Origin of the sequence: Mycobacterium canetti CIPT 140010059 (assembly GCF_000253375.1) — a bacterium.
GTDB lineage: Bacteria > Actinomycetota > Actinomycetes > Mycobacteriales > Mycobacteriaceae > Mycobacterium > Mycobacterium tuberculosis.
In genome coordinates this window covers 4,398,500-4,415,356 of record NC_015848.1, presented here as the reverse complement: position 1 = coordinate 4,415,356, position 16,857 = coordinate 4,398,500, and the positions used below count along the sequence as shown (strand labels likewise).

Below are 16,857 nucleotides of genomic sequence, written 5' to 3'. Positions count from 1 at the left end.
TCATTCTCTCATGTTGAGGTGTGCGTGCACCGCGGCGATAGCCTCCGCCATATCTGAGCCGTTGATCTCGCGAAGCCGGTCTTCGTCGAGGGTGTCGATATCGAGGACCTGGGCTAGACGCATGTCCCGGCATTGCTCGCTGGCCTCCACCAGCTGGCGCGCATACCGACCGTTGCCGGCGACGTCCAGGGCGCGCCGGCCGCGCAACATGCGCTGCTCCAACTGCTTGGCGGCCTGAAGAAAGTTCTCGGCCGCCTCTGCGGTCAACGCCGAATCATCAGCAGCGGCAATGACGTTGGCGATCTCGAGGAGTTCCTCGGGGGAATAGGTGTCGAACTCGATGCGAGTGGCGAACCGCGACCGCAGACCCTCGTTGGTTTCCAGCAGCCGATCTATATCGGAGCTGTACCCGGCGATGATCACCACCAGCCGGTCCCGGTCGTTCTCCATCCGCGCCAGCAGCGTGTCCAGCGCCTCTTGACCGAACGGATCGGTGCGGCCGTCTCTTTCCTGCACCAGCGCATAAGCCTCGTCGATGAAAAGCACCCCGCCCAGCGCCTGATCGATCGTCTTAGCGGTCTTGACCGCCGATTGCCCCTCGTACTCGGCGACGAAGTCCTTCCGGGACGTCTCGACGAGTTTGGGTTCGGCAATGACGCCTAAGCCGGCCAGGATATTGGCCACCACCCGCGCGATCGTGGTCTTGCCGGTACCGGGCGGTCCGGTGAAGATCATGTGCTTGCTGGGCTGGGCGACTTTCATACCCTTGGCGGCGCGGACCCGGGCCATCAGCGTTGCCGCGCGGTAGCGTTCAATCTGATTTTTAACCCGGGTGAGCCCAATTTGGCGGTCGAGTTCGGCTTGGGCCTCGGCGAGCAGCCGCTCCCGGCCGGAGTTGTCGGTCACGACACTGCCCGGATCCCAGGGATCGGCGCGGGATGTGATCTGTTCGGCGGTGGTCGTCTTCAGCCGGTAGGAGGGATCCTTCAGCGCCGCAGCCACTTTGGGCTCGGGGTGAGTGGTCTGTAACCATTCCAGCAGCGCCACCGCGGCGCTTTCGTTGCCCTGGCTGCGCCGTGCCATCGCCAGATACCAGGCGATGGCGCGCGCACACGCCTCACCGGCGGGCGAGTCATTGGCCTCGGTGAGTCGGCGTTCGGCTTCGGTGAACAAGCCCAGGTTTGCCGCGGCAACCCCGTGCGCCACACCGGCCGCGCCGGCCAAAAACTTGTCCGGCCATTTCCCAGCACTCTTGACCTGGTCGATCACGTCGGTCCAGCGTTCGGCCGCGCCGTAGACAACCGCCTTCATCCACGCCACCAGGTGCTCGGAACCCGCGACCGGGGCGGCCTCTAAGGCCTCCATGGCGTCGGCGTAATTGCCTTGCGCTGCCTCGCATGCGGCAAAGCCCATGGTGATCGCTAGCGGCGAGGTGACCGGGTAGGTGATATCGCCGTAGAGCCCCCCGATGGCGATCCTGGCGTTTAACGTGCTCATCGAGATCTGGACCGATCCCGACAACTGTCCGAAATTGCGGCGCGAATACCAGGCGCGAAACAGCGTCACCCGGTCGGTGTCCCCACACCGGATCCGGCCGATCCATGCGTCGCAAGCGGATTCGTCGTAGTTGGTGATCTCGGTGAACAGATCTAGCGACCGCGCCTCCGACATCGGCAACATGCTCACGGCGCTTTCGAACAGACTGGCCAAGCGATCAGTCATCGGCCTTGTACCGGGAGGTGTAGTCGACATCGTAGCGGGTGGCGAACACTTCGGCTTCGGCTGCGGCAGCCTCTTCCGGCGTCGGCAGATTCAGGGTCATCCCCACGAATTCCCGCAGCAGGGCGCTGCCTTCTGCGTCTTCGTCGGTCAGTTCACCGATGTTCTCCACCATGAACGTGTACTGCGACGCCCGCGCCTTTTGGCGGGCCAGATCGGCAATAACGAAGATCTCGTCGGCCAGCTGCGCTTCGGACATGCTGGTCGCCTTGTCCGTCAGCTCGACGTGCTGGATTCTGCCGTCCATCAGGGTTGAGACCGACACCGACCCTTGAGGGTTGGTCACCGTGAACAACTCCAGCTCCGGCTCCTCGTCGCGTTCGGTGAGCGCATGGAGGGCGTCCAGGTCGCCTTCAGCGTCATCGGTCTGCACCGGCGCATAGTCGTCTAAGGCGTCCAGCGGCGACGCCTCGTTGGTGTGGGCGGCGGAGAAATCGAGGGCGTCGAGATCACCGTGGTCGTCGTCGTTGCCCGGCGGGTCCACCATGGCGTCCCTTTCTGAAGTCGTAGCGGAGATGTGAGGGGTCAGCCTCGGGAGGAGGCTTGTGCGTGATCTGAGGTGTGATCTAGCCAAGCGCCCGCAGGGAGCAGCTCTAGCAAGCCGTCCAGCGCACGCTCCAAGTTCTGCTGAGTGCCGGGCAGGAAGCTTCCGTACAGGTCGCCTCCAACACGGCGGGGAAGCGACACCAGCCTACCGAGCTTGGAGTCCAGGACGCCAGCGGCGGCGTCGGTCTGCGTCGTGGTGCCGCCGGGGTGGCGTTGGCTGGCAACGATCTCCACCCAGCCGGTCGGGTTACCCACGATCTCGGCATAGACGCGGGCCGAGGCCGGTGCGATACCGTATTGCGTCAATTGGGACGCGGTTGTGCATTCGGCTAGCTCGGTTGCCACACCCGTCAGGGGTTCGACGTTGGCGGGTTCGGCGGGCCCCAGCACCGCTGTCACCATGCCCGCCAAGCCGACCTGCGGCGCCACCAACTGCAGCACCAGCATGTCGCCGTCGCGCGCCGCGATCACATGGCGGTCGCCCCTGCGGCACACGACGAAGCGCACCATGACGCCGCCAATGTCGCGCCGCCACCAGCGACCCTCCAAGGTCCGATCTGGCCTGCCCAGGGTTTCGACCATCTCCGCGACCGTCGGTTGGGGCTCCCCGTGGACGTCGAGCACCCCTTGCGCTGTGAGGTCACGCTGCACCTGTTCCCAGACGATGTCTCGCAGATCCTCTTGCGGGATATTCGGCCGAATCCCAAGCGTGACAGGGAAATCAACCAGGTGTAACCGATCGGCGATCACCAACATGCCGTCGATGGTTACCTCGACGCCGACCACGTTGTCGGCGGTGCCCGCGCGGCCTGCAGCGGACGGACCCGTCATGATCAACCGAAAATCTTGTCGATAACACCGGCTAGGCCATCGTCGGCCTTGAGGTAGGCGCCGGCGGCTGCGAGCAGATTATTGGCCAGTCCGCTGGTGACTCCCTGCAAACCCGTGCCCGTGCTGCTACGGGTGGTCTCAAACTCTTGCAGCGTGTCATTGAATTTCGACGTGAACGAACCATGGGTAAGCTGAACTCGTCCGCTAATCCCGGCGACCGTATCGGTCGCCCTTTTGATATCACCCACGATCTCGTTGTGCATGCCCGCCAGCACCTTCAGGAACGAAGGCACGACACCGAGAAATCCGGTCATGGGTTGAACCCTCCTCTACGTTTAACTTTCTACTCGCTATGGCTTCGACTCGCTATGGCACAGACCTGCTGGCGACTCGGTGTCCGATCAAAGGACGGTCCCCTCCTGCCCCCGTTGGCTGGCTGCGGTGCCAGCGTCGATGGGTGCACGCTCCGCCTCGGCCACGCCTGCGGCCGCGCCTTCCTCGTCTTCCTTCTTGTCGCTCACGAGGGTGGCGTGCTGCTGGCCTCCTTGCTGGGCCTGCGACGAGATCAGTTGCGCTTGTTGGCTGCCCATGCTGGCCAGTTGGCTGGGGCCACCGCCGGCCGCCACGAGCTGTTGCAGCTGACCCATGGTGGCGGTCACCTGACCCACGGTGGGCAAACTGGCAAAGCTGAGCAGATTGCCAAAACCCAAGCTGGGCAGGCCGGCGAAGCCGCCCAAGAAGTCAGGCAAAGCGGCCAGCTCAGTCCAGGTGGGTAACTTGCCCAAATCGCCTACGCCGGGCAGCAGGTCGCCCAGACCCGGCAAGCCGGGGAACAAGTTAGGAATGCTGGGCAACCCGGGCAGTGCGGGGAACCCGGGGATGGCGGGGAACTCCGGGAACCCGGGGAGCCCGGGGAAACCGGGTAGGGAGGGGAACCCGGGGAACCCTGGGAACGACGGGAGGTCGGGGAACAACGGGCTGCCGGGGGTGGGCGGCCATTTGAAGTCGGGTAGGCCCGGGATGTCGGGCAGGCCGGGGATCGGAATGTCGGGCAACTTCGGCGGCCAGAGGCCGTCGATGATGTCGGGCAGGCTGGGCAACCCGGGCAGGCCGGGGAACTTTGGCAAGGTCGTCAACATCTCGATCAGCCTGCCGAGAATTCCCCTCAGGTTGGTCGCATTCATCAGCGTCATAATCGTTAGATAGAGCAATGCGCCGCCGACAACGGCCATCGCGATGCCGGACATAGGGATTGCGAGCTCCCACGACCACAAGTGGCCGAGCAGCGGAATCTTTTCGAGGCCCTTACAAACCTTGTAGACACCGTCAATCATCTTCTTCATGGCCCGCAGGACGTCGCGCGTATCGGAGACGTATTTGGCCTGATTCGAGATCATGTTGCCGGTTAATTTGTCGAGATCGCCCATCACCTGTGCGCGAAGTTGTTGCGCGATGTTCTGGTTTAGGTAAGCTTCCGCCGCTTGGCCGATCCAGTTGGTGCCCGGAATGGCGAGTCCCATTTTGTCGCTGATTTGTTTGAACAGCGACGAACCGGTGTTGAAAATGTCGCCTGGGTCGGGGATTCCCTCTCCAAGCAAGAGTAACTGGCCCCAAATAAAGTTACTCGTCGTCTTGCAAAGACCGCTACCCGATGCCATTTATGTGTTTCCTTACGCTCGCCGTTCCGGTGCGCCATCATTATCTGCACCTTTGCACTGCACATTGAGCTTAGCAGCGCTCGGAGGGGGGTTGGTGCACGAATTTTTTGGTGACGCTGGCGTTTTCAAGTTCGCGGCACGATGGAACGCACCGTCAAACGCCGGAGAACGCGCGCGTTCCCCGGACCGTTGAACTTGAGCGTTACGGCGTGCCTGTACTTGTGGGACGCTCGGAGCCGACCTCAATTGATCTGACGGATCAGTGCTTCGATCGCTTCGGTGGCCTCGGCTGGCAACTCTTCCTCGGCTTCGGCGCCGACGATCATTTCTTCTGCGACGCCGGCCGCTTGGGCAGTCTCCAGGGTGGAAAGGTTCGCGCGCCGCCGTGCGGCATATAAGCGCTGCGCCAGTGTGGCACCAGGGGCGGTTGCTCCCAGCCTCATTAATTCGTCGTGGTGGCGACGTACCGCGCCCAACGCCTTGATCAATTCCGGGGTAATCCGGCTGATGCGGGTTGCTTGGACGGCAATCGCCTCGAGCTGGCGCAAATCAGCAAGGATCGGCGCGGCACGTTCGGTGAACTCGGGGTCCTCGGTCGCCGGCAACGCTGCGATAGCCAGACTGCAGCCGTCTACGGCGGCGGTGACAGCCTGCGCGATCAAGGACGCCGGGCCGTCGGCAGGCCGGAGTCCGGGGGACGCGTCGGGGTTTGTTGCGGGCTCGGTGGGCTCGCCCCGACGGATTCGCGCGATGGTTCCAGCGGGCCACTGCAGCACTTCTTCGAGTTTTGCCCGGGTCCGTTCCCGGGGCCAACTACGGCCTTTCTCGAACGCGATGAGCGCGCCCGCGTTGATGATCCCGTCGGCCGCCAAGCTGCGTTGGCTGATGTCAAGTTCACGACGGCGCGCAGCCGCGGCCGCCCCTGCGCGAACCACGCCGGGGTCCGGTGCGACCGGCGCAGCGTTGTGCGCCGGGTCGTCCGACAGGTCCGCTGATGGTTGTACGCGGCCGTGCTGTGCAGCGGAATCCGACGGCCTGACGACTTCGAACGTCAACGCCTTGCCTCCAGGGGGATCGCCGAATCGGATTAGGGTCTTATCGCTGACGGTCACCGAGCTGCCGCGTCGTCCGCCGACGAACATACCTCTCGGGATGTTGCCGACGATCCGCCACCGTCCATCATCGGATACCGCTCGCAGATGTGTCTGAGAGATTCGAGAATCGTCGATCTGGGTGCCGACTCGGCACGAGTGGCCAATGATCGCGACACCGCGACGGGGCTCAATCACGTCTGATGTGCCGCCGCTGCACGCGACCAGCGGCGCCGGTCCGACAGTCGACCCTGCTTTAGACATCTGCGTTGATCCCTTATTCGCGGGTACTAGCCGGGATGGTGGGCAGACTTTCCGCTCGCCCGCCATCCTAACCGTTGCACCCTTCTACTGCTATGACTTCGCTACATTTTGGATCTAGCGACGCGACAGCCGCTATGGAAATAGTTTCCTAGCCAAACCGAACTGCCGCTACGGTTCACTTTACACCTGAACTGTCGCATGTCAGAACACTTTTCCTGGAAGATCTGCCCGAAGGGGTCGGATACGCGCCGGCGAGGCCAGATACACAGCTGATTAACAGGATCTATGCCCTGGTACTCGGCGGTGCGCGCACTAGACTCGGAGCTCGCCGAACCGGAGCCGCAGCACCGCTAGGCAGGCAGAGGAGGAAACTGTTGCATCGCTATGGTTAATGCGATACGCTTTCGCGGCAGAGGCTACAACCTGCAACGCTTTCTGGAGGAACGTAGACATGACAGTAACCGCCCTGTATGAGGTCCCGCTCGGCGTTTGCACGCAAGATCCCGATCGTTGGACGACGACTCCCGACGACGAGGCCAAGACCCTGTGCCGGGCTTGCCCGCGCCGGTGGCTGTGTGCACGCGACGCCGTCGAGTCCGCGGGTGCGGAAGGGCTGTGGGCAGGGGTCGTAATTCCCGAATCAGGCCGGGCGCGGGCATTCGCGTTGGGCCAGCTGCGATCCCTGGCCGAGCGCAACGGTTACCCGGTGCGCGACCACCGGGTGTCTGCCCAATCGGCATGACGCAACCGCCGCCTGGACCGCTGGTTCGAGGGGTCTGCGGAACAGTGGCGGTGAGATGCCCTGGATGTGGACAGCGCGAGAACATCGACAAGATTTCTCGCGCTGTCCACAGTGCGCGCCGCGTTGCGCCCGCCAGGATTCGACGATGGGCGCCGAGATTGACGTTTTGCAGGCCTGCGCTCGGGCGATCCTGCTGTTGCCGACCGGGTCAGCCAGCCAGGTCACCGGGGCGGGCTGCCGTGTGCGTCGGCGGGTCGCGACGCGAAGTACGCCGTCACCGTCGCGGCGACCTGCAGGATTTTCAGCCGCGTCGTCGGGGCCATTTCGTGGCTCATATCGATGACCCCCCCGGGCCGCAAATGGGGATCGAAGGGCACCTCGACCACAGGCTGCCCGTGGTCGATGAATTCCTGGGCCAGCAATGACTTGGTGCGCTTGTCGGCGTGTCCGTCCGAATCGTTGAGCACCACGATGCTGCGTCGCAACAAACCTGTCAGGCCGTAATCCGACAGCCATTCGATGGTCTTGGCGGCAGCGGAGGCACCATCCGCCCAGGGCGAGGACACCACGATCAGAGCATCCACATCGCGCAATACTTCCTGGGTGACCGCCGCCTCCATGGAGGAACCGCAGTCGATCACCGAGATTGCGAAATGGTGATCCAACCTTAGGGCGGCTTCGCGGTAGATGGCCGGATCGAGCACCCGGCGCGGACCGGATGCCGGCTGGCCTGCCAGGACGTACAGTCCCGCGGAATTTCGGCCCAGGCGCGCGGTGATATCGGTGAAGGACCGCAGATTCGTGTCGGTGGTCAGCTCCCAGAACGAACCAGCTGCTCGAGGATCGATTCGGCTGCTCAGCCTGCCGAAGGCGGTGTCGGCGTCGATCCCGACGATACGGTCCTGCTGGCGCAGTTCGGCAAGGATCGATCCGACGCACGCCGCAACCGACGTCTTTCCCACACCTCCTTTGCCCAGCACGGCGACCTTGTGGTTGCCATGCAGGACGGTTCGTATCGTTGCTTCGAATTGGGCCTCCTGGCGCTGCATGCCCGACCGGCCCAGGCCGACAAGGCCAAAGGTGACCAGCCGCACCATGTGTCGCCAACCACGCTCGCCGGGTCGCGTCCGACTGCGTATCGGCGCCAGGGCGGGGTCGGCCCAGGTGCTCGGTGGCGGGGCCTCCGGCTGGCGTGGCCAAGCCGGGTCCGGCAATGGACGCAGTGGAGCTGAAGGCAGGCGCGGCGGCCCTGGTGGCGTAGCGGCAGCAGCGTGCCGGCCAGGCGGTGGCGCGGGGCAGCGATCTCCGGACGGCGGACGGGGCGAGTATCCCCGCGGGGTGCCGGGCTGGTGTGGTCGGATCCGATCGCGCAGGAATTCGTCACGCTCGTACATAGGCTCCTCAGGTGACAGGCGATCGATTGTCGCGCCGGTGGCCGGCTGAGGCGAGCTCGCGGCTGATGAGCCCCACGGTAAGATCGCCCATGCCGGACGCCGACCAATATCGTCCCGTATCGGCTAGCTCCCTGGACTGACTGCTGGCTGTCTAGACGCCCTTTTTAGACCCCTTTTAGTATCGCGCAAACTCTGGGGGGTTGCGCTGGGTAGTCGTCGCGGCGGCATCGCCATGCAACAACACAGATACCCGCCGTTCCGGCGGTTGTTCCCACCGGCGCAAGTGGCGAAACAGCGGTGCTCCGGATTTCACAGCAAACGTATCTAAGCATTTCCTGTGGCTAGCGATCAGACCGCCACGCAGCTAGCGCAGCCGGATTTGGACGAGGAAAAATGCATGTGACGATACGGTCGGTTGCTGGCCACGCGGCAGCTACGGTGCCGCCGGCTGACGAGTTAGTATTGGGAAAGTTGGCATGTCAAGCGGGTTTTGTCATATCGTTTTACGACTTGTCGAGTCCGATTCCAGGGCCAAGCGTTCACTGCTGCACGGACGAAGCCCCGACCGGATCACGCCCGCTTGACGGACAGCCTATCGACAAGACCGAAGGGGTCTTGCCCGCTACCTCCGGGTGCGGCCCCGTCGAATCCGCAAAGGCGGCCGCGCAGAAAGTCTGCTGAAGGGTTAGGTGGGTATGACGCCTAAGCGCGTCGGGTTGTATAACCCCGCGTTCGAACACGATTCGTGCGGGGTTGCCATGGTTGTGGACATGCACGGCCGTCGTAGCCGCGACATCGTGGACAAGGCGATCACCGCCCTGCTCAACCTCGAGCATCGGGGCGCGCAAGGCGCCGAACCCCGCAGCGGTGACGGCGCGGGCATCCTGATTCAGGTTCCGGACGAATTCCTTCGCGAAGCCGTGGATTTCGAGTTGCCTGCCCCAGGCAGCTATGCCACGGGTATCGCGTTCTTGCCGCAGTCATCTAAAGACGCCGCCGCGGCCTGCGCCGCCGTACAGAAAATCGCCGAGGCCGAGGGGCTGCAAGTCCTGGGTTGGCGCAGCGTCCCCACCGACGACTCATCGCTGGGCGCGCTGTCCCGTGATGCCATGCCCACCTTCCGGCAGGTGTTCTTGGCTGGCGCGTCCGGCATGGCGTTGGAGCGGCGCTGCTATGTGGTCCGCAAGCGGGCCGAGCATGAACTCGGCACCAAGGGTCCGGGTCAAGACGGGCCGGGCCGGGAAACCGTGTACTTCCCGAGCCTGTCTGGCCAGACGCTCGTCTACAAGGGCATGCTGACCACCCCGCAGCTCAAGGCCTTCTACCTCGATTTGCAGGACGAGCGACTGACCAGCGCGCTAGGCATCGTGCACTCGCGGTTCTCCACGAACACTTTCCCGTCCTGGCCGCTGGCGCATCCATTCCGGCGGATCGCGCACAACGGGGAGATCAACACCGTCACCGGTAACGAGAACTGGATGCGGGCCCGCGAGGCGCTGATCAAGACCGACATCTTTGGGTCGGCGGCCGATGTCGAAAAGCTGTTCCCGATCTGTACCCCGGGTGCCTCGGACACCGCGCGCTTCGACGAGGTGCTCGAACTGCTGCACCTGGGCGGACGCAGCCTGGCCCACGCGGTGCTGATGATGATCCCTGAGGCCTGGGAGCGCCACGAGTCGATGGACCCCGCGCGGCGGGCGTTTTACCAGTATCACGCCTCGTTGATGGAGCCGTGGGACGGCCCGGCGTCGATGACGTTCACCGACGGCACCGTCGTGGGCGCCGTGCTGGACCGCAATGGCCTACGCCCGTCGCGAATCTGGGTCACCGACGACGGTTTGGTGGTGATGGCTTCCGAGGCCGGTGTGTTGGACCTGCATCCGTCGACGGTGGTGCGCCGGATGCGGCTGCAGCCGGGCCGGATGTTCTTGGTGGACACCGCGCAGGGCCGCATCGTCTCCGATGAGGAGATCAAGGCCGACCTGGCGGCCGAGCATCCGTATCAGGAGTGGCTTGACAACGGACTAGTTCCGCTCGACGAATTGCCGGAGGGCAAAGACGTGCGGATGCCCCACCATCGAATCGTCATGCGGCAGTTGGCATTCGGCTATACCTACGAGGAGCTCAACCTGCTGGTAGCGCCGATGGCTCGGCTCGGTGCCGAGCCAATCGGGTCGATGGGCACCGACACTCCAGTTGCGGTGTTGTCGCAGCGTCCGCGCATGCTCTACGACTACTTCCATCAGCTGTTCGCCCAGGTGACCAACCCGCCGTTGGACGCCATCCGCGAGGAGGTGGTGACCAGCCTGCAGGGCACCACCGGCGGCGAACGTGACTTGCTCAACCCGGACGAGAACTCCTGCCACCAGATCGTGCTGCCCCAGCCGATTCTGCGTAACCACGAGCTGGCCAAGCTGGTCAGCCTCGATCCCAACGACAAGGTCAATGGGCGCCCACATGGATTGCGGTCCAAGGTGATTCGCTGTCTGTACCGGGTCTCCGAGGGAGGTGCTGGGCTGGCTGCCGCGCTGGAAGAGGTACGTGGCGCGGCGGCGGCGGCAATCGCCGACGGCGCTCGGATCATCATCTTGTCCGACCGCGAGTCCGACGAGGAAATGGCTCCGATACCGTCGCTGCTCGCCGTTGCGGGAGTGCACCACCACCTGGTTCGGGAACGGACCCGCACCCAAGTGGGTCTGGTGGTCGAGTCCGGTGATGCCCGCGAGGTGCACCACATGGCCGCGCTGGTCGGATTCGGCGCGGCCGCGATCAACCCCTACCTGGTGTTCGAGTCGATCGAGGACATGCTCGACCGCGGTGTTATCGAGGGCATCGACCGTACGGCGGCGCTGAACAACTACATCAAAGCCGCAGGTAAGGGTGTGCTGAAAGTGATGTCGAAGATGGGCATCTCGACGCTGGCCTCCTACACCGGTGCGCAACTGTTCCAGGCTGTCGGCATCTCCGAGCAAGTGCTCGACGAATACTTCACCGGGCTTACCTGCCCCACCGGCGGGATCACCCTGGATGACATCGCGGCCGATGTCGCAGCCCGGCACCGGCTGGCCTATCTGGACCGGCCGGACGAACGCGCTCACCGCGAACTCGAGGTGGGTGGGGAATACCAGTGGCGCCGCGAGGGCGAGTACCACCTGTTCAACCCGGAGACTGTGTTCAAGCTGCAGCACTCCACGCGAACCGGCCAGTACAAGATCTTCAAGGAGTACACCCGTCTGGTCGACGACCAGAGCGAGCGGATGGCATCGCTGCGTGGTCTGCTCAAGTTCCGTACCGGGGTTCGTCCTCCAGTCCCGCTGGACGAGGTCGAGCCGGCCAGCGAAATCGTCAAGCGCTTCTCAACGGGGGCGATGAGCTACGGCTCGATTTCCGCTGAAGCGCACGAGACGCTGGCCATCGCAATGAACCGGCTTGGTGCCCGGTCAAACTGTGGTGAAGGCGGCGAGGACGTCAAGCGATTTGACCGCGACCCCAACGGGGATTGGCGCCGAAGCGCCATTAAGCAGGTAGCCTCCGCACGGTTTGGCGTCACCTCGCATTACCTGACCAGCTGCACCGACCTCCAGATCAAGATGGCGCAGGGCGCGAAACCTGGTGAGGGAGGTCAGCTTCCGGGGCACAAGGTGTACCCTTGGGTGGCCGAGGTCCGGCACTCCACGCCCGGTGTCGGTCTGATCTCACCGCCGCCCCACCACGACATCTACTCCATTGAGGATCTGGCGCAGCTGATCCACGACCTAAAGAACGCCAATCCATCCGCGCGGGTACACGTCAAGCTGGTCTCCGAAAACGGGGTAGGGACGGTTGCGGCTGGCGTTTCCAAAGCCCACGCCGACGTGGTCTTGATCTCAGGGCACGATGGTGGCACCGGCGCGACCCCGCTGACATCGATGAAGCACGCCGGAGCACCCTGGGAGTTGGGTCTGGCTGAGACACAGCAGACGTTGCTGCTCAACGGGTTACGTGATCGAATTGTGGTCCAGGTGGACGGTCAGCTCAAGACGGGTCGCGATGTGATGATCGCTACGCTGCTCGGGGCAGAAGAGTTCGGATTCGCGACCGCGCCGTTGGTAGTGGCCGGCTGCATCATGATGCGGGTGTGCCACCTGGACACGTGCCCGGTTGGTGTGGCCACCCAGAATCCGTTGCTCCGGGAGCGGTTCACCGGGAAGCCCGAGTTCGTGGAGAACTTCTTCATGTTCATCGCCGAGGAAGTCCGGGAATATTTGGCGCAGTTGGGCTTCCGCACTGTGAACGAGGCGGTTGGACAGGCAGGTGCGCTGGACACCACGCTGGCACGCGCGCACTGGAAGGCGCATAAGCTGGATCTGGCGCCGGTGCTCCACGAGCCGGAGTCGGCCTTCATGAATCAGGATCTGTACTGCAGTTCGCGCCAGGATCACGGTCTAGACAAGGCGCTCGATCAGCAGCTGATCGTGATGAGCAGGGAAGCACTGGATTCCGGCAAGCCGGTCCGCTTCTCCACCACCATAGGCAATGTCAACCGCACGGTGGGCACCATGCTCGGCCACGAGCTGACGAAGGCCTATGGCGGCCAAGGCTTGCCGGACGGAACCATCGATATCACGTTCGACGGATCCGCGGGAAACAGCTTCGGAGCCTTCGTGCCCAAGGGAATTACCTTGCGGGTGTATGGCGACGCCAATGACTACGTCGGCAAAGGGCTATCCGGTGGCCGGATTGTGGTGCGGCCGTCGGATGACGCGCCGCAGGATTATGTCGCCGAGGACAACATCATCGGGGGCAATGTGATTCTGTTCGGCGCAACCAGTGGCGAGGTTTACCTGCGCGGTGTGGTAGGCGAACGGTTCGCGGTGCGCAATTCCGGGGCCCACGCCGTGGTAGAGGGTGTCGGCGATCACGGCTGCGAGTACATGACCGGCGGCAGGGTTGTCATTCTGGGCCGCACCGGCCGTAACTTTGCGGCGGGTATGTCCGGCGGTGTGGCCTATGTTTACGATCCCGACGGTGAACTGCCGGCCAACCTCAACTCGGAGATGGTCGAACTCGAGACCCTCGACGAGGATGACGCGGACTGGCTGCACGGCACCATACAAGTGCACGTCGACGCTACCGATTCCGCTGTCGGCCAGCGGATTCTGTCCGACTGGTCGGGACAGCAGCGCCACTTCGTCAAGGTGATGCCGCGTGACTACAAACGGGTCCTGCAGGCGATCGCCCTGGCTGAACGTGACGGCGTTGATGTCGACAAGGCGATCATGGCGGCTGCGCATGGCTGATCCGGGCGGCTTCCTCAAATACACCCACCGGAAATTGCCGAAGCGACGGCCGGTCCCGCTGCGGCTGCGAGACTGGCGGGAAGTCTACGAGGAATTCGACAACGAGAGCCTGCGCCAACAGGCGACCCGCTGCATGGATTGCGGCATTCCGTTCTGTCACAACGGATGTCCGCTGGGTAACTTGATCCCGGAATGGAACGATCTGGTCCGCCGGGGCCGCTGGCGGGACGCAATCGAACGGCTGCACGCCACCAACAACTTCCCCGACTTCACCGGCCGGTTGTGCCCGGCGCCGTGCGAGCCGGCGTGTGTGCTGGGCATCAACCAGGATCCGGTGACGATCAAGCAGATCGAGCTGGAGATCATCGACAAGGCCTTCGACGAAGGATGGGTGCAACCACGTCCGCCGCGGAAGCTGACCGGGCAAACGGTTGCTGTGGTGGGTTCGGGGCCGGCGGGTTTGGCCGCCGCCCAGCAACTCACCCGGGCGGGTCACACCGTCACCGTTTTCGAGCGCGAAGACCGCATCGGCGGGCTGCTGCGTTACGGCATCCCGGAATTCAAGATGGAAAAGCGGCATCTTGATCGGCGTTTGGACCAAATGCGCTCCGAAGGAACCGAATTCCGGCCGGGCGTCAACGTCGGGGTCGACATTAGCGCCGAAAAGCTGCGCGCTGATTTCGATGCGGTCGTATTGGCCGGTGGCGCAACCGCTTGGCGCGAGCTGCCGATTCCCGGCCGCGAGCTGGAGGGCGTCCATCAGGCGATGGAGTTTCTGCCGTGGGCCAACCGGGTGCAAGAAGGAGATGACGTCCTCGATGAGGACGGGCAGCCGCCGATCACCGCAAAGGGCAAGAAGGTCGTCATCATCGGTGGCGGCGACACCGGGGCGGACTGCCTGGGTACCGTGCACCGCCAGGGCGCGATCGCCGTGCACCAGTTCGAGATCATGCCGCGTCCACCGGATGCCCGCGCCGAATCCACCCCATGGCCGACTTACCCGCTGATGTATCGGGTATCGGCCGCGCATGAGGAGGGTGGCGAGCGGGTGTTCTCGGTCAACACCGAGGCGTTCGTCGGCACGGACGGGCGCGTGAGCGCGCTGCGGGCACACGAAGTGACCATGCTGGATGGCAAGTTCGTCAAGGTTGAGGGCTCCGACTTCGAGCTCGAAGCCGACCTGGTGTTGCTGGCGATGGGTTTCGTCGGCCCGGAACGGGCGGGCCTGTTGACCGACCTCGGAGTGAAGTTCACCGAGCGTGGGAACGTGGCCCGTGGCGACGACTTCGACACCTCGGTTCCTGGTGTGTTCGTAGCCGGTGACATGGGCCGGGGCCAGTCATTGATCGTCTGGGCGATTGCCGAGGGCCGGGCCGCTGCCGCGGCCGTAGACCGGTACTTGATGGGTTCCAGTGCCCTGCCGGCGCCTGTTAAGCCGACCGCTGCACCGCTTCAATAATCACTAGAGTCACATCAGAAACATTTGATAATTGCTCGGCGCGCCGTTCACTGTTTGCCAGCTCCGAGGTGTCTAATGAGTCGATGTGGGCTTCGTCACATAGAGGTTTAATGTGAGGTGCCAGTCGAGTTGTCCGATCGCAGGAGTGTCGCTGTGCGTACCAACCCAGTACCCCGGTCACGGATGGGGCGAATCGCCTGGTCATGGTTTCGCCACCCGGTCAAAAGCCACGAGTTCCCCGCCAAGAACGAGCGCCTGATAACCACTGAAGAGCTGTTGCGCTTCGCTGTGTAGTCAACCTGATACGTGCCCGAGTGTGCACCACAGCTTGTTTGCTCCGCTTTATCAGATTGTTATCTAGGGCAATGGCGCCCCAGGCCGCGACGGCATCTGGGCCTAGGTCCCAACTAAACTCAGTGAAGCGATGAACTGTGCCCTCGGATTTGATACGAAACCCATCCTGTTGGCGAGTGATGTCACCCATGGCGCGCGCCGTGCCACCGCGAACCAATTCGAGCGTCCCGCAAAGGGTGCGGGGGTGTTAATGGCGTTGCTCATCCTCGGCGAAATGGCCGGCTTCGCGGTGGTTGTCACCGGGGTCGTCTTCGGGCAACTGGTGTGAGCCCGATAATGGACCCGGTAACAGCGCTGCGGCAGATCGCCTATTACAAGGACCGGAACCGCCACGACCCGAGGCGGGTGATGGCCTATCGCAATGCCGCCGACATTATCGAGGGCCTTGACGACGCGGCGCGGCAGCGGCACGGCCAGGCCAACAGCTGGCAGTCGCTGGCGGGTATCGGTCCCAAAACCGCGAAAGTCATCGCCCAGGCCTGGTCTGGCCGCGAGCCGGACCTGCTGGCTGAATTACGCGCTGACGCTGAGGATCTCGGTGGAGGGGCGATCCGTGCCGCATTGCGCGGGGATCTGCATCTGCATTCGAACTGGTCGGACGGGTCCGCGCCGATCGAGGAGATGATGGCCACCGCGGCGGCGCTAGGTCACCAGTACTGCGCATTGACCGATCACTCACCGCGGTTGACGATCGCCAACGGCCTGTCTCCGGACCGGTTGCGCAAGCAGCTGGACGTGATCGACGAGCTGCGCGAGAAGTTCGCGCCGCTGCGCATCCTGACCGGGATCGAGGTCGACATCCTCGAAGACGGGAGCTTGGACCAGGAACCCGAGATGCTGGACCGCCTCGACATCGTGGTGGCCAGCGTGCACTCCAAGCTGTCGATGGATTCGGCAGCGATGACGCGACGGATGGTGCGCGCCGTGGCCAACGGTCACACCGACGTGCTGGGCCACTGCACCGGCCGGCTGATCGCCGGCAATCGTGGCATCCGGCCAGAATCGAAGTTCGATGCAGAGGCGGTGTTCACCGCCTGCCGTGAGCACGGCACCGCCGTGGAGATCAACTCCCGTCCGGAACGCCGAGACCCACCGACGCGCCTGTTGCACCTAGCGCGCGACATCGGCTGCGTGTTCAGCATCGACACCGACGCGCACGCACCCGGCCAGCTGGACTTCCTCGGCTACGGCGCCCAGCGCGCCTTGGACGCGGAGGTGCCCGCCGACCGGATCGTCAACACCTGGCCGGCCGACACGCTCCTGGCGTGGACCGGGTCGCATTAGCCCGCTGTCGGCCACGAACACCGCGGTACCAGGCGGCAACGCCACGTGTCCGACATGCGAATGCACCCGCTCCTATATGACCGCACGCCATTGCCTACCCAAGGCGCCACTTCGGCTGCCAGATCGTCCACCGGACCTCCGTGAGATCTGCATGCCGCTTTGGCACTGAGCATCGA

The 16,857-nt window shown here is 63.9% G+C and carries 13 protein-coding genes; 5 read left to right on the top strand and 8 right to left on the bottom strand.

Annotated elements, in window-relative coordinates:
- The 6 genes from eccA1 to espM form a co-directional block, all read right to left on the bottom strand.
- Positions 1–1,722 (bottom strand): type VII secretion system ESX-1 AAA family ATPase EccA1, encoded by a 1,722-nt coding sequence (gene eccA1, locus MCAN_RS20455; RefSeq protein WP_014002005.1) that lies wholly within the window; start codon positions 1,720–1,722, stop codon positions 1–3.
- Positions 1,715–2,266: a type VII secretion system ESX-1 associated protein EspH gene (gene espH, locus MCAN_RS20450; protein ID WP_003399844.1), complete on the bottom strand. Its 552-nt coding sequence runs from the start codon at positions 2,264–2,266 to the stop codon at positions 1,715–1,717. Before espH ends, eccA1 begins: the two co-directional genes overlap by 8 nt.
- Positions 2,267–2,304: 38 nt before the next feature.
- A complete protein-coding gene (gene espG1, locus MCAN_RS20445; RefSeq protein ID WP_014002004.1) occupies positions 2,305–3,156 on the bottom strand; it encodes a type VII secretion system ESX-1 adaptor EspG1 in 852 nt (283 codons plus the stop codon).
- A 2-nt stretch (positions 3,157–3,158) separates the two neighbouring features.
- A complete protein-coding gene (gene espF / locus MCAN_RS20440) occupies positions 3,159–3,470 on the bottom strand; it encodes a type VII secretion system ESX-1 associated protein EspF (RefSeq protein WP_003899737.1) in 312 nt (103 codons plus the stop codon).
- A gap of 87 nt (positions 3,471–3,557) precedes the next feature.
- Positions 3,558–4,814, bottom strand: coding sequence for a type VII secretion system ESX-1 associated protein EspE (gene espE, locus MCAN_RS20435; protein ID WP_003399828.1), 1,257 nt, complete (start codon positions 4,812–4,814; stop codon positions 3,558–3,560).
- Positions 4,815–5,056: 242 nt separating this feature from the next.
- Entirely contained in the window at positions 5,057–6,169 is a 1,113-nt protein-coding gene (espM, locus tag MCAN_RS20430; RefSeq protein WP_015288657.1) for an ESX-1 type VII secretion system transcriptional regulator EspM, read from the bottom strand.
- A gap of 391 nt (positions 6,170–6,560) precedes the next feature.
- Here espM and whiB6 point away from each other — a divergent pair, with 391 nt between their 5' ends.
- Complete coding sequence (whiB6, locus tag MCAN_RS20425; RefSeq protein ID WP_003899734.1) at positions 6,561–6,911, top strand: transcriptional regulator WhiB6; 351 nt, start codon at positions 6,561–6,563, stop codon at positions 6,909–6,911.
- Here the strand turns inward: whiB6 and MCAN_RS20420 are convergent.
- Together MCAN_RS20420 and MCAN_RS20415 are read right to left on the bottom strand one after the other, a co-directional pair.
- A complete protein-coding gene (locus tag MCAN_RS20420) occupies positions 6,810–7,136 on the bottom strand; it encodes a hypothetical protein (RefSeq protein ID WP_014002003.1) in 327 nt (108 codons plus the stop codon). The genes whiB6 and MCAN_RS20420 overlap by 102 nt on opposite strands.
- Positions 7,133–8,305 carry a MinD/ParA family ATP-binding protein gene (locus tag MCAN_RS20415; RefSeq protein ID WP_014002002.1) on the bottom strand — a complete coding sequence of 391 codons (1,173 nt, stop codon included), beginning with the start codon at positions 8,303–8,305 and terminating at the stop codon, positions 7,133–7,135. The genes MCAN_RS20420 and MCAN_RS20415 overlap by 4 nt, the downstream gene beginning before the upstream one ends.
- 695 nt (positions 8,306–9,000) lie before the next feature.
- On the opposite strand from MCAN_RS20415, the gene gltB reads away from it, so the two are divergent.
- The 4 genes from gltB (at position 9,001) to MCAN_RS20395 (ending at position 16,681) form a co-directional block, all read left to right on the top strand.
- On the top strand, positions 9,001–13,584 hold the full coding sequence (gene gltB, locus MCAN_RS20410) for a glutamate synthase large subunit (RefSeq protein ID WP_014002001.1): 4,584 nt from the start codon (positions 9,001–9,003) through the stop codon (positions 13,582–13,584).
- A complete protein-coding gene (locus MCAN_RS20405; protein ID WP_003899732.1) occupies positions 13,577–15,043 on the top strand; it encodes a glutamate synthase subunit beta in 1,467 nt (488 codons plus the stop codon). The genes gltB and MCAN_RS20405 overlap by 8 nt, the downstream gene beginning before the upstream one ends.
- A 424-nt stretch (positions 15,044–15,467) precedes the next feature.
- Complete coding sequence (locus MCAN_RS20400; RefSeq protein ID WP_014002000.1) at positions 15,468–15,665, top strand: hypothetical protein; 198 nt, start codon at positions 15,468–15,470, stop codon at positions 15,663–15,665.
- A gap of 8 nt (positions 15,666–15,673) precedes the next feature.
- Positions 15,674–16,681, top strand: coding sequence for a PHP domain-containing protein (locus MCAN_RS20395; protein WP_003399801.1), 1,008 nt, complete (start codon positions 15,674–15,676; stop codon positions 16,679–16,681).
- Positions 16,682–16,857: the final 176 nt, after the last annotated feature.